This window comes from Sphingosinicellaceae bacterium (assembly GCA_019285715.1).
Taxonomy (GTDB): domain Bacteria; phylum Pseudomonadota; class Alphaproteobacteria; order Sphingomonadales; family Sphingomonadaceae; genus Glacieibacterium.
The window spans coordinates 3817019-3829404 of sequence record CP079108.1; the positions used below are offsets into that span (position 1 = coordinate 3817019).

Here is a 12386-nt window from a genome sequence, read left to right on the forward strand (position 1 = left end):
AGTATCATGCTGGTCGAGGACGACCCGGCGGTGCGGCGCTCGCTGTGTATGCTGTTCCAATCGCGCGGCTACGTTGTCCGGGCCCATGCGTCGGCGAAGACCCTGGTCGCTGATCCGGAGCTTGGCGACGCGGCCTGCCTGGTCGCCGACTACCGGCTTGGCGACGACGACGGCGTGGCGCTGCTCAGGACCTTGCGGCGGCGCGGCTGGCTTGCTCCGGCGATCCTGGTTACCGGGCATAACTCCCCCGAGATCACCGCGCAGGCGTTGGCCGCCGGCTTCAGCACCGTCATCGAAAAGCCCTTGCGTGAGGGCTTTCTCGTCGGGGTGATCACGCAACTGGTCGCGCAGTCCCCGGCTCCGGCGTTCACCGTGACCTAGCCGTCGAGGGCTTCAGGCGGCACGGTCCAGCGCTGCCCGGCGGTGCGCATCCACGGGGACCAACACGTCGGCCAGCCCGATCACCGCGGCGCTGTGGCTGGCGACCACCAACCCCTGCCCGGTACGCGCGCGATGCAGGCGCAGGCGCGTGATCACCGTCGCCTCGAGCGCCGCATCGAGGCCCGTCGTCGGCTCGTCGAGCAGCAGCCACGGCGCGTCCGACAGATAGGCCCGCGCCAGCGCCAGCCGCCGCCGCTCGCCGCCCGACAACTGCGTGCCGTTCTCGCCGATCCAGGTGTCGAGCCCGAGCGGCGTCCAGCGGAAGCGCTCGTCGAGGGCGGCATCGTAGAGCACCTGCCACAGCTGATCGTCGCTCGCCGCAGGGTTCGCCAGTTCCAGATTGTCGCGCACGCTGCCCGACAGCAGCATCGCATCCTGCGGCACCCAGGCGAAGGCCCGGCGCAGCGTTGGGGCCGGAATCACGGCGATGTCGACGCCGTCGACCCAGGCCAGGCCAGCGACCGGCTCGCGCAGTCCGAGCAGCATCTCGATCAGGCTGGTCTTGCCCGACCCCGACGGGCCGGTAATCGCGATGACACCGCTGGACACGAGGCCGGTCGCGGATCCGAACTGCAGGCTCGGCATCGTGGCGAGCGAGGGCACGGCCGGCCGCGGCACGGCATCGGCGAGCACCTCGCCAAGCCTCGCCTCCGCCTCACGCAGCGTGCCGCGCTGGCTGAGGTCGCGGATAAGGGGGAGCGCGGCGTCGATGGTCATCACCGCCGCCAGGGCGGCGAGCGCGGCGAGCGGTGCGCCGGCGCTCGCCGACAGCAGCAGGGCGGCACCCCCGGCAATCCCGACCGCGACGGCGGTCGCCAGCTCGAACCAGCCGCTCGCCCGCGCCTGCGTGACCTGGGCGTCGGCGAGAGTGCGGCTGGCCGCGTCGATCCGCGCCGTCGCCCAGTCCTCCAGCCCATAGCAACGCAGCTCCGCCGCCGCACCGAGGAGCGCGCCGAGCTCGTCCTTGAGCGCACCGTTGGCCCGCTGCACGACGCGGCCGGGGGCCTCCAGACGCGCCGCCAGCCACGTCGCCACGCCGAGCAGCGCCGCCGTGCAGGCCAGCGTCGCGAGCACCGCAGGCCACAGCCCGAACGCTGCCAGCCCGGCCATCGCCGCGAGCGCCGCCGCCAGCCCCCACGGTGCCGAACGACGGGCGAAGCCGGCCTCGACCGCGCCGACATCGTGGACCATGCGCGCGGTCGCCTCGCCGCGGGTCCAGCCGAGCGCGCGTGCGATCGGCGCGGCGGCGAGCGCGGCGAACAACGCCGGCCGGATGCGGGCGAGTGCGCCGAGCGCCGCGTCGTGGCTCGCCAGCCGCTCGCCGTAGCGCGCGCCGGTGCGGACGATGGCCGCGAGCCGAATACCCGCGCTCGGCAGCATGTAGTTGAAGGCCAGCGCCGCCACCGGCCCGGCAAGCCCCGTCGCGGCCGCCGCGGAAATGAACCAGCCCGACAGCCCGAGCAGGAACACTGCGGCCGCGGCTACCAGTGCGGCGTAAACGGCAGCGCCGCGCAACGGCCCGCGCTGGCGCAGCGCCTCGGCGGCAAGCAGGCGCGCCAGCGGGGTCATCGCGCGCCGCCCAGCCGCACGACGACGTCCGCAATCGCCGCCAGCCGGTCGCTGTGGGTCGCGATCAGCACGGTGCGCCCGGCGCAGGCCCGATGAATCGTCGCGATCAGCGCCGTTTCGGCTTCCGCATCGAGGTGCGCGGTCGGCTCGTCGAGCAACAGCAGCGGCGCCGGCTTGAGCAGCGCCCGCGCCAGCGCAATCCGCCGCCGCTCGCCACCCGAGAGCCCGCTGCCGCGCGCATCGAGCAGTGTGTCGAGGCCGTGCCGCCGCGCCGCCAGCATCGGGCCGAGCCCGGCCCCGCGCACCGCGGCGGCGATGTCCGGCTCGCCGGCATCGGGCCGGGCGAGCGCGATGTTGTCGCGGATCGAGGCCGGCAGGATCAGCGAGACCTGGCCCGCCCAGGCGGCGACGCCCGCGAAATCCCCCGCCTCGGCCAGGTCGACGCCGCCGAAGCCGACCCGTCCGCCGGTGAGCGGGGCGAGGCCGAGGAGCAGGTTGAGCAGGCTCGACTTGCCACTCCCCGATGGCCCGACCAGCGCCACGACCTGCCCGGCGGGGATGACCAGCGAGACGTCATTGACCGCCGCATCGACGCTGCCGGGGTAGCGGATCGTGACGCCGTCGAAGACCAGTTCGGCGGGTTCGAGCGATACCGCCCTGCCCGGCATTCGGGTGGACGTACCGAACGACTGCAGGCGCTCCGCTGCCGTGTCCGCCGACTGGCGGTCGTGATAGGCCGCCGCCAGCCGCCGCATCGGCGCGTAGAACTCCGGGGCAAGTGCCAGGACGAAGAAGGCGCGGGCGAGATCGAGTTGCTCGGGTGCCGCGAACGGCAGGATGCCGAGCAGCGAGAAGCCGCAATAGACCGCGACCAGTGCGACCGACAGCGCCGCGAAGAACTCGAGTGCGCCCGACGACAGGAAGGCGATGCGCAGCACCTTCATTGTCCGCGCCGCGACCGCGTCGGCCGCGACACCGAGCGACGCGGTCTCGCGGTCCTCGGCACGGAAGGCGAGGATGACGGGCAGCGCGCGGATGCGGTCCGCGAATTGTCCCGACAGCCGGGCGAGGGCCTCGAACTGGCGGCGGGATTCGTCCGCCGCGGCACTACCCGCGAGGATCATGCCGATCACGAAGGGCACCAGCGTCGCGACCAGGATCGCGGCGGCGACCGGGCTGGCGAGCGCAACCACCGCCAGCACCAGCAGCGGCGCCAAGGCGGCAGCGTGGCGCGCGGGCAGGAAGCGCGCGACATAGCCGTCGAGCGCCTCGACCTCGTCGACCACCGTGGTCATCAGCGCCCCGGTGGTAGCGCGCGCCGCACCGTCGTCGCGGAACACGCCGCCGACGATCCGCTGCCGCAGCCGCAGCTTGGCCTGCCGCGCGCCGTCCGCTCCGGTCCGCGCCGACAGCATCGCGCACAGCCCGCGCGTGCCGGCGGCGAGCAGGATCAGCGCGGTCCACGGCAGCATCGCGGCGACGCCCGAAGGCACCGCGACCACGGCCTGCGCCAGCCCGCCCGCAAAGCCGATGGCGGCGACGCTGTCGAGCATCAGCAGCACCGTCGAGCTGCGCGTCCGGCCGCCGTCGCCGACCGCTGCGGTCAGGAACGCGCGCCGCGCCCGCGCCGGGTTTGCGGCGGCGGGGACCGCGATGGCGAGGCTCGTCATCGCCCGATCATGCGCGCGCGCGACCGTGCTGTCTTTGACTCAGGTCAATGCCGGTACGTTTCCGCACGCGTAGGCTGCAACCGTGGCCGACGACCGGCAGCGTGGAGACTGACCCATGGACCTTACGGTCATCGACCTGTCGCGGCTGCAGTTCGCACTGACCGCGCTTTATCATTTCCTGTTCGTCCCGCTGACGCTCGGCCTGTCGTTCATGCTGTTCATCATGGAGAGCGTCTATGTGATGACCGGGCGGGCGATCTGGCGGACGATCACGCGCTTCTGGGGGCGAATCTTTGCGATCAACTTCGTCCTCGGCGTCGCCACCGGGCTGACCATGGAGTTCCAGTTCGGCACCAACTGGGCGTATTTCTCGCATTATGTCGGCGACATCTTCGGTGCCCCGCTGGCGATCGAGGGGCTGATGGCGTTCTTCCTCGAGGCCACGTTCGTGGGGGTGATGTTCTTCGGCTGGAGCCGCCTGTCGAAGCTCGGCCATTTGTTCACGACCTTCATGGTCGCGCTCGGCACCAACCTGTCGGCGCTGTGGATCCTTGTCGCCAACGGCTGGATGCAGAACCCGGTCGGCGCGACCTTCAACCCCGAGACGATGCGGATGGAGGTCAGCGACTTCGGCGCGGTGCTGTTCAACCCGATCGCCCAGGCGAAGTTCGTCCACACCGTCAGCGCCGGCTATGTCTGCGCCTCGGTCGTCGTGCTCGGCGTGTCCGCCTTCTACCTGCTGCGCGGGCGCTGGGTCGCGGTCGCCAGCCGGTCGATGACGGTTGCCGCCGCGTTCGGGCTGGCGGCGTCGCTGTCGGTCGTCGTGCTCGGCGACGAGTCCGGCTACGCGCTGACCGACAACCAGCGCATGAAGCTCGCCGCAATCGAGGCCGCGTGGCACACCGCGCCTGCGCCTGCCGGACTGACCCTGTTCGGCCTGCCCAGCGTCAAGGACCGCACCACCCGCTACAGCGTCGAGCTGCCGTGGGTGCTCGGCATCATCGCGACCCGCAGCCTCGACAAGCAGGTCACCGGCATGTCGGAGCTGGTGCTCAAGGCACAGGAGCGCATCACCTCGGGCGTCGTCGCCTACGATGCGGTCCAGAAGCTCAAGCTCGACCCCGGCAGCCTGCCGGACCGCGCGCGCTTCGAAGCCCACAAGCGCGACCTCGGCTATGCGCTGCTGCTCAAGCGCCACGTCGCCGACCCGCGCTCGGCCAGCCCGCAACTGATCGCCGAGACGGCGTGGGACGTGGTCCCCAACGTGCCGCTGATGTTCTGGAGCTTCCGGGCGATGGCCGGCATCGGCTTCGCCATGATCGCACTGTTCGCGACGGCCTTCACGTTGTGCTCGCTCCGCCTCCACACCAAGTCGCGCTGGTTCCTGAAGCTCGCCGTGCTCGCCATCCCGCTGCCGTGGATCGCCATCGAGCTCGGCTGGATGCTCGCCGAGATCGGGCGCCAACCGTGGGCGATCGAGGGCGTGCTGCCGACCTTCCTCGCCGCCTCCTCGCTCAGCGTGCCGATGCTGTGGACGACGATCATCGGCTTCACCGCGATCTACGGCACGCTCGCGGTGATCGAGGTCCGGCTGATCCTTGCGACGATCCGCCAGGGGCCGTTCGATCACGGCGAGGACCCGCAGCCGGCACCCGGACCGATCCCCGCGCAACCCGTCGTCGCCTGAAGGAGGACCCGGCATGTTCGACTACGAGACGCTGCGGATCATCTGGTGGGGCTTGCTCGGCGTGCTGCTGATCGGCTTCGCGGTCACCGACGGCTACGACATGGGGGTCGCGACGCTGCTGCCCTTCGTTGCCCGCACCGACGTCGAACGGCGCATGGTGATCAACTCGATCGGGCCGACGTGGGAGGGCAACCAGGTCTGGTTCATCGTCGGCGGCGCGTCGTTCTTCGCGGCCTGGCCGTTCGTCTACGGCGCGGCGTTCTCGGGCTTCTACCTGGCGATGTTCGTCGTGCTGGCGGCGCTGATCCTGCGCCCGGTCGGCTTCAAGTACCGCTCCAAGCGCCCCGGTGCGGCGTGGCGCTCGCGCTGGGACTGGGCGCTGTTCGTCGGCGGCTTCGTGCCGGTGCTGGTGTTCGGCGTCGCCGTCGGCAACGTCCTGCAGGGCGTGCCGCTGCGCCTCGATAGCGATCTCCGGGCCTTCTACGACGGCAGCTTCCTTGGGCTGTTCACGCCGTTCACCCTCGTCTGCGGCCTGTTGTCGGTATCAATGCTGGTGCTCCACGGCGCGACGTGGCTGACCTTCCGGGTCGAGCGCGCCGCGGTTCACGCCCGTGCCCGGACCTATGGCTCGGTCGCTGCCGTGGCGACCATCGTGCTGTTCGCCGCCGGCTGGGCCTTCGTGCGCTTCGGCAACATCGGCTTCCAGCTGACCAGCGTGCCCGATCCGTTCGGCGCTTCGAACCCGCTGCGCAGCACGACGGTCGCGGCGAACGGTGCCTGGCTGGCGAACTTCACCCTGTATCCGTGGATGATCATCGGGCCGGTGCTCGGCTTCGGTGGCTCGGTGCTGGCGCTGCTCGGCATCAACCGCGCCTGGGAAAAGACCTCGTTCGCCGGTTCGGCGCTCGCGGCGACCGGGATCATCGCGACGGTCGGGCTGTCGATGTTTCCCTACATCCTGCCGTCGCGGATCGACGCCCACTCCAGCCTGACGGTGTGGAACGCCTCCTCGTCGGAGAAGACGCTGGGCACGCATTGCCTCGCCTGATTTGCTCCCGCGGCGGGGGTCGTTGCCTCATTTAAAATGCTCTCGAGATTGTTCGGGAGCGAGCTATGAGGACGGTGAGCATGGCAACGCGTACGGAGCTGGTCGCTGCGATCAGCGAACGGTACCGATCGGCTGATCGAGCAAGCAAGGGCCGGGTGCTGGACGAGTTCGTTGCGGTGACGGGATTTCACCGCAAGCATGCGATGCGGCTGATGCGGGCGGGCCCCGCGGTCACGACGGCGAACGTCCGCATCGAGCGTCGGATCTACGACGAGGCGGCCCGGACCGCGCTTATCGTGCTCTGGGAGGCGGCGGATCGGCTGTGCGGCAAGCGATTGCGACCGCTCATTCCGATCCTGCTGGAGGCGATGGAGCGCCATGGCCATCTGGACTTGGCGCCGGCGGTGAGGTCGCAGCTGACGAAGATGAGCGCGGCAACGATCGATCGCGTGCTTCGCGCCGCAAAGGCCGGTAATCGCAAACCGCGGCGACGTGGTGTCGCGGGAACGGCGCTCCGGCAAAGCGTACCGATCAGGACGTTTGACGACTGGGACAATCCGGCACCGGGGTATGTCGAAGCCGATCTCGTATCGCACAGCGGTCCGGTCGCGAAGGGAAGCTTTGCGTGGACGTTCACGTTGACTGACATCGCGACCGGCTGGACTGAGTGCGCGCCGCTACTGGTTCGCGAGCAGACGGTGCTCGTCGCGGTGCTTAGCGAGGTGCGCAGGCTGATGCCGTTCCCGCTGCTGGGGTTCGACACTGACAACGATAGCGTCTTCATCAACGAGACGGTGCGCGATTACTGCGCTGCCTCCGACATCGCGTTCACGCGCTGCCGACCCTATCGCAAGAACGACCAGGCATGGGTGGAGCAAAAGAACGGATCAGTCGTGCGCCGCCTGGCTGGCTATCGTCGCTTCGAGGGGCTGGAGGCGACCGTTGCGCTGGCTGAGCTGTACGCGGCGTCGCGCCTGTTCGTGAACTTCTTCCAGCCCTCGTTCAAGCTGGCCGAGAAGCACCGCGACGGTGCGCGGGTTCGCAAGCGCTATCATGCACCAGCGACGCCCTATCAGCGGTTGCTCGACGATCCGCGGGTATCTGATAAGACCCGGACACGCGTGCGTGCGATCTTTGCCGACCTCGATCCCGTCCGCTTGCTGCGCGATATCAGGGCGGCCCAACAGCGGCTGGTCGCCCTTGCCGACATGGTCAGCCCAGTACCGGTGAGCGAGCAGCCCGCGGCCCCACCATTGGACGCGTTCCTCTCCAGCTTGCAAACGATATGGCAGGGCGGTGAAGCGCGACCGACTGCATCCAATAAACCGGTCATCAAGCGCGGTCGTCGCCGTCCCGATCCGCTGATCGAGGTGAGCGAGCAGTTGAAGCGCTGGTTCGAGGACGAGCCGTGGCGCACCGGCAGGGAGCTGCTGGAAAAACTTCAGGTCGAGCGGCCCGACAACTATCCCGATGGCCTGATCCGTACCGTCCAGCGCCGCCTTAAGGTCTGGCGGTCCGAATACGCTCACGCACTGGTGTTCACTCATTCCGGGCTGGCGGCGGAATCTCCTACGGATACGGCGATGCCGGTGTCGGTGCTAGTCGAAGGTTGATGGGACGCTGCTCCGCTTCGCCTACGGCTCCGCTCCACAGCGTCCCATCAACCGGGAATCGACCTCGCCTGGTGATCGGCGTAGGGGAACACTCTGGTGAGGCAACGGCATCACCGCTCGGGAACATCTTCTCGTGAGGCAACACGGGCATCATGCTGTTCGTCGTCGCGCTCTTCCTGCCGATCGTGATCGGCTACACCAGCTGGGCATTCCACATCATGTGGGGCCGGGTGACCACCGACGACGTCGCCACCAACCCCGACTTCTACTAAGCGGAGAGCCTGTCATGTGGTATTTCACCTGGGTGCTCGGCCTCGGGCTGGCGGTCGGCTTCGGCATCCTCAACAGCATCTGGCACGAGTTCCATCTCCCCGACGACAGCGGCGCGGACTAAGTATATTCGCGGATGCCGGGGACGTGACGGCGACGATATGAAGGGACATGGTGCAAGCGAGTCAGACCTGCGGCGATTGCACAGTCCGGCACCGAGCGCTGTGCAGCAGCCTCGACGACGCCGAGTTGTCGGCGCTCGAGGCCATCGGCCGGCGGCGGCGCCTGCAGCGCGGCGAGGCGCTGATCTGGGCCGGCGACGAAAGCATCGTCTGCGCCAATTTGCTGACCGGTGTCCTCAAGATCAGCGGCTCGACCGGCGACGGCCGTGAGCAGATCGTCGGACTGCTCTACCCGGCCGAATTCGTCGGCCGCCCGTACAGCGACGTCGCCGACTTCACGATCACGGCAGCGACCGAGGTCGAGCTCTGCGTGTTTCCGCGGGGTGCCTTCGAGCGCGTCCTCGCCTCGAATGGCGGGATGGAGCGCCTGCTCCTGCGCCGCACCCTGGCCGCGCTCGACCACGCCCGCGCCCGCACCGTCATGCTCGGGCGGATGTCGGCGACCGAGAAGATCGCCAGCTTCCTGATCGAGATCGCCGAGCACGTGGCCGATGGCGGCTGGCAGCGGCGCAGCGGCAGCGGCGTCACCTTCGACCTGCCGCTCAGTCGCGGCGAGATGGCCGACGTGCTCGGCCTGACCATCGAGACCGTAAGCCGCCAGATGACCCGGCTCAAACTGTCGGGGCTGATCGAACTCCCCGGCGGACGCACGGTGACGATTGCCGACGTTGGCGCGCTCGCGGCACACGCCGAAGCCGCCTAGCGGCGCGCACCACACAGGCAGTCGACCAGCATGTCGCGCGCCGTTGTCGTCAGGCGCAGCCGTCCGAGTTTGAGGATCGCCAGTTCCTCGAAGACGAGCGCATCGCGGCAACCCTCGAAGAAGCTGCGGAGCATGTAGCCGATCGTCTCGGGCGACGGTGGGCAGGCATCGTTGCGATCACCGCACAACGCCGCCACGACGTCGCTCGCATGGTCGCTGCACACGGCATGGCGGTCGGCAACCTCACGGAGCAGCGTGCGGTCGAGCCGAGCGGCGCGGCCGCTCTCGAAGTTGCCGCGCAGGAAATCGCGGTCGCCGGCGAAATCGACCCTCAGCCTGCTACCGAGTTCTCGGCCCAATGCTGAGACTATCCCGGCGGGCGGCCGCGCCGGCAGGACATCCGCGCACGCCTCGAGCCGATCGCAGAGGCCCCTCAGCCGGCGGTGGCGGACGACCAGCCGGGCAACATCGAGCTCGGCGATGACGTGCCAGCCGAAGCTTCCCGCTCCGACGCTTTCGGACAGGCTGTCGCCGACCGGCATCGCAGGTCAGAAGCGCATGCCGAGGCCGACCCCGACGACGATCGGGTCGAGGTTGACCCGGACCCGGTTGACCGTCGCGCCGCTGGTCAGCCGCGCCGTCGTGTCGATGTCGATGTACTTTATGTCGAAGTTGGCGAACACTCGCTTGGTTATGTCGACGTCGAAGCCGGCCTGCACCGCGTAGCCGAAGCTGTCGGACAGATGGACATTGGTCGGGCCAACCGCGGCCTTCAGCCCGTCGGTCGCCTTCGAATTGTAGAAGACCGTGTAGTTGACGCCGGCACCGACATAGGGCCGCAGCTTGCCCTGCGGCAGGAAGTGATACTGCAGCGTCAGCGTCGGTGGCAGCACCCAGGTGCCGGCGAGATCGCCGACACTCGCCAGGCTGTCCCGCCCGGAAACATGGTGCTTGGTCGTCGCGAGGATCAGCTCGGCACCGATGTGGTTGGTCGCCATGTAGGTAAAGTCGACTTCGGGCGCGAAGCTCTTGTCGACGCCGACCCGCGAGCCCGGAAAGCTTGGCGCGACCGGCCCCGACTTGTCCTGCGGGTCGACCATCAGCGCGCGCAACCGGATCAGCCAATCGCCCTGCTCGGCCTGCGCCGGGCCGGCGGCAATGGCAGCCGCGAGCAGCGCCGCGGCGGAAATATAGGTGCGCATGCGATCGGCCTCCTGAAAGAAGGAGCGATAATTTACGCCGGTCTCGAGCGCATTGATCCAGCGCAACGGTCGCCCTGCAGGCTCCGCAGTCTTGGACCGGGGAAGAAATGGCCCGATGCTGGCGTCCCCGGCCTCACGTTCGGCTGGCAGCGACCCGGAAGCCGTACGAAGTGGCGGTTTCGCACCGCCGCATCAACACTTCGCGCTTTGTCGCAGCTGTCGTGCCGAGCCCTTCCCATCGCGGAACCCTCCAATTACAGGATTGCCGCGTCGGCTTGACGACCAGGAACCGTGGCGGTGCAGCCTCCCGAAATCTTCCATGTCGGCACGGCTGCAAGTCCGGTGCTGCTCATCGACGAGATCAGCGGGCAGGTCGACGCGGTCCGTGACATGGCGGCGGCGCTGGCGCCCTTCCCGCCGGCACGCGGCAACGCCTATCCCGGCATGCGGCGCCATATCACCGACAGTGACGGTGCTGCAGCCGCCTATGCGCGACGGACTCTCGGAGCCGCTGTCGGTGCGATCAACGCGGCATTCGGCTTCGACGGCTTCGATCTCCTCGATGCGAGTTTCTCGATCGTGACGGCAGCGCCAGCCAATCTCGCGGGCGACATCCCGTCCAGGGCGGCGACGACTTGCGCGGCGAGTGCGGACCCCGTGCCGATGCGCTAGAGACGATTCTTCAGGGTTGCCCGGACGGCCGGTTCCCGATGGCAGGACTGACGCAATGACCAACCCCGCAGCGCACCGGACCCGCCGCGTGCTCACCGCCAGCCTGGTCGGTACGGCCGTCGAATTCTACGATTTCTACATCTACGCTACAGCGGCGAGCCTCGTCTTCGGACCCTTGTTCTTCCCCGCGTCCTCGCCCTCGGCGCAGCTGCTCGCGGCCTACGCCAGCTTCGGCCTGGCCTTCATCGCTCGCCCCGTCGGCGCAGCGTTGTTCGGCCACTTTGGCGACCGGGTCGGCCGCAAGTCGACGCTGGTGACTTCGCTGCTGCTGATGGGCGGGTCGACGACGGCGATCGCTTTCCTGCCCACCTACGCCGCCGTCGGCTGGGTTGCGCCGGCGCTGCTGTGCTTGCTGCGGGTCGGACAGGGCCTTGGTCTCGGCGGCGAATGGGGCGGCGCGGCCCTGCTCGCGGTGGAGAACGCACCGCCCGGGTGGAGCGGGCGCTTCGGCATGGTCCCCCAGCTCGGCGCTCCGGTCGGGTTCCTGCTGGCGAATGGCCTGTTCCTGCTGCTGGGGCTCGCGCTGACGCCTGAGCAGTTCCACGATTGGGGATGGCGGCTGCCGTTCCTGGCCAGCGCCCTGTTGGTTGCCGTCGGATTATGGGTGCGGCTCAAGCTGACCGAGACTCCGGTGTTCGCCGAGGTCGTTGCCATGGGCGCGACGGAGCGAGCTCCCCTGACGGCGGTGCTCGGCAAGCATCTCGCGCCGGCGCTGGCCGGGACCTTCAGCGTGATCGCATGCTTTGCGCTCTACTACATCGCGACGGCCTTCGCGCTCGGCTACGGCACCACGACGCTCGGCTATACGCGATCGGACTTCCTGCTCGTGCAGCTTGGCGCGATCCTGTTCATGGCCGTCGGGATCGTCGCCGCCGGAGTTCTGTCGGACCGGTTCACGCCTGGCGCCGTCCTGCTCGGCGGCTGCATCGCTACGATCGTCGTCGGCCTGCTCCTGCCGCTGATGCTGGAAAATGGCGCGCTCCTGGTCGTCTTCGCATTCCTGTCGCTGGCGCTGCTGGCGATGGGCTTCGTCTATGGCCCCCTCGGCGCGTGGCTGCCGAGCCTGTTTCCGCCGGCGGTTCGCTACACCGGGGTCTCGATCGCGTTCAACGTCGGCGGCGTCATCGGCGGCGCGCTGACGCCGTTTGCAGCACAAGCCATGGCCGACCGCTACGGCCTTCCTGCCGTCGGCTGGTACCTGTCCGCCGCCGCCGGTGTCAGTTTCGTCGCGTTGCTGCTGGCACGGCGGCACGACCGGGAGCATTGAGT

At 69.1% G+C, this 12386-nt stretch carries 12 protein-coding genes; 8 read left to right on the forward strand and 4 right to left on the reverse strand.

All coding sequences use genetic code 11. The features are described from left to right. Positions 1 to 6: 6 nt before the first annotated feature. Positions 7 to 381, forward strand: coding sequence for a response regulator (locus KX816_17525; protein ID QXQ05978.1), 375 nt, complete (start codon positions 7 to 9; stop codon positions 379 to 381). Positions 382 to 393: 12 nt separating this feature from the next. Here KX816_17525 and KX816_17530 read toward each other — a convergent pair whose 3' ends face one another. Both KX816_17530 and cydD read right to left on the reverse strand, forming a co-directional pair. After that, positions 394 to 2010 (reverse strand): ATP-binding cassette domain-containing protein, encoded by a 1617-nt coding sequence (locus KX816_17530; GenBank protein ID QXQ05979.1) that lies wholly within the window; start codon positions 2008 to 2010, stop codon positions 394 to 396. Next, complete coding sequence (cydD, locus tag KX816_17535; GenBank protein QXQ05980.1) at positions 2007 to 3680, reverse strand: thiol reductant ABC exporter subunit CydD; 1674 nt, start codon at positions 3678 to 3680, stop codon at positions 2007 to 2009. The genes KX816_17530 and cydD overlap by 4 nt, the downstream gene beginning before the upstream one ends. Before the next feature lie 115 nt (positions 3681 to 3795). Here cydD and KX816_17540 point away from each other — a divergent pair, with 115 nt between their 5' ends. The 5 genes from KX816_17540 (at position 3796) to KX816_17560 (ending at position 9183) form a co-directional block, all read left to right on the forward strand. After that, positions 3796 to 5367: a cytochrome ubiquinol oxidase subunit I gene (locus KX816_17540; protein QXQ05981.1), complete on the forward strand. Its 1572-nt coding sequence runs from the start codon at positions 3796 to 3798 to the stop codon at positions 5365 to 5367. Between the two features lie 13 nt (positions 5368 to 5380). Further along, entirely contained in the window at positions 5381 to 6415 is a 1035-nt protein-coding gene (gene cydB, locus KX816_17545) for a cytochrome d ubiquinol oxidase subunit II (protein QXQ05982.1), read from the forward strand. Positions 6416 to 6480: 65 nt separating this feature from the next. After that, positions 6481 to 8028, forward strand: a complete 1548-nt coding sequence (locus tag KX816_17550; protein QXQ05983.1) for a DDE-type integrase/transposase/recombinase — start codon at positions 6481 to 6483, stop codon at positions 8026 to 8028. Positions 8029 to 8314: 286 nt separating this feature from the next. After that, complete coding sequence (gene cydX, locus KX816_17555) at positions 8315 to 8422, forward strand: cytochrome bd-I oxidase subunit CydX (GenBank protein ID QXQ05984.1); 108 nt, start codon at positions 8315 to 8317, stop codon at positions 8420 to 8422. Positions 8423 to 8469: 47 nt separating this feature from the next. Continuing rightward, complete coding sequence (locus KX816_17560; protein QXQ05985.1) at positions 8470 to 9183, forward strand: Crp/Fnr family transcriptional regulator; 714 nt, start codon at positions 8470 to 8472, stop codon at positions 9181 to 9183. On the opposite strand, the gene KX816_17565 is transcribed toward KX816_17560, so the two are convergent. Both KX816_17565 and KX816_17570 read right to left on the reverse strand, forming a co-directional pair. Beyond that, a complete protein-coding gene (locus KX816_17565) occupies positions 9180 to 9725 on the reverse strand; it encodes a hypothetical protein (protein ID QXQ05986.1) in 546 nt (181 codons plus the stop codon). The genes KX816_17560 and KX816_17565 overlap by 4 nt on opposite strands. A gap of 6 nt (positions 9726 to 9731) precedes the next feature. Beyond that, positions 9732 to 10385 carry an OmpW family protein gene (locus tag KX816_17570; protein ID QXQ05987.1) on the reverse strand — a complete coding sequence of 218 codons (654 nt, stop codon included), beginning with the start codon at positions 10383 to 10385 and terminating at the stop codon, positions 9732 to 9734. A 297-nt stretch (positions 10386 to 10682) separates the two neighbouring features. Here KX816_17570 and KX816_17575 point away from each other — a divergent pair, with 297 nt between their 5' ends. Both KX816_17575 and KX816_17580 read left to right on the forward strand, forming a co-directional pair. Continuing rightward, positions 10683 to 11057, forward strand: a complete 375-nt coding sequence (locus KX816_17575; protein QXQ05988.1) for a hypothetical protein — start codon at positions 10683 to 10685, stop codon at positions 11055 to 11057. Between the two features lie 55 nt (positions 11058 to 11112). Further along, on the forward strand, positions 11113 to 12384 hold the full coding sequence (locus KX816_17580; protein ID QXQ05989.1) for an MFS transporter: 1272 nt from the start codon (positions 11113 to 11115) through the stop codon (positions 12382 to 12384). The last annotated feature ends 2 nt before the right edge of the window (positions 12385 to 12386 follow it).

Coding starts and splice junctions, on each gene's coding strand:
- KX816_17525 (QXQ05978.1), top strand. CDS start 7: ATGCTGGTCGAGGACGACCCGGCGGTGCGGCGCTCGCTGTGTATGCTG.
- KX816_17530 (QXQ05979.1), bottom strand. CDS start 2,010: ATGACCCCGCTGGCGCGCCTGCTTGCCGCCGAGGCGCTGCGCCAGCGC.
- cydD (QXQ05980.1), bottom strand. CDS start 3,680: ATGACGAGCCTCGCCATCGCGGTCCCCGCCGCCGCAAACCCGGCGCGG.
- KX816_17540 (QXQ05981.1), top strand. CDS start 3,796: ATGGACCTTACGGTCATCGACCTGTCGCGGCTGCAGTTCGCACTGACC.
- cydB (QXQ05982.1), top strand. CDS start 5,381: ATGTTCGACTACGAGACGCTGCGGATCATCTGGTGGGGCTTGCTCGGC.
- KX816_17550 (QXQ05983.1), top strand. CDS start 6,481: ATGAGGACGGTGAGCATGGCAACGCGTACGGAGCTGGTCGCTGCGATC.
- cydX (QXQ05984.1), top strand. CDS start 8,315: ATGTGGTATTTCACCTGGGTGCTCGGCCTCGGGCTGGCGGTCGGCTTC.
- KX816_17560 (QXQ05985.1), top strand. CDS start 8,470: ATGGTGCAAGCGAGTCAGACCTGCGGCGATTGCACAGTCCGGCACCGA.
- KX816_17565 (QXQ05986.1), bottom strand. CDS start 9,725: ATGCCGGTCGGCGACAGCCTGTCCGAAAGCGTCGGAGCGGGAAGCTTC.
- KX816_17570 (QXQ05987.1), bottom strand. CDS start 10,385: ATGCGCACCTATATTTCCGCCGCGGCGCTGCTCGCGGCTGCCATTGCC.
- KX816_17580 (QXQ05989.1), top strand. CDS start 11,113: ATGACCAACCCCGCAGCGCACCGGACCCGCCGCGTGCTCACCGCCAGC.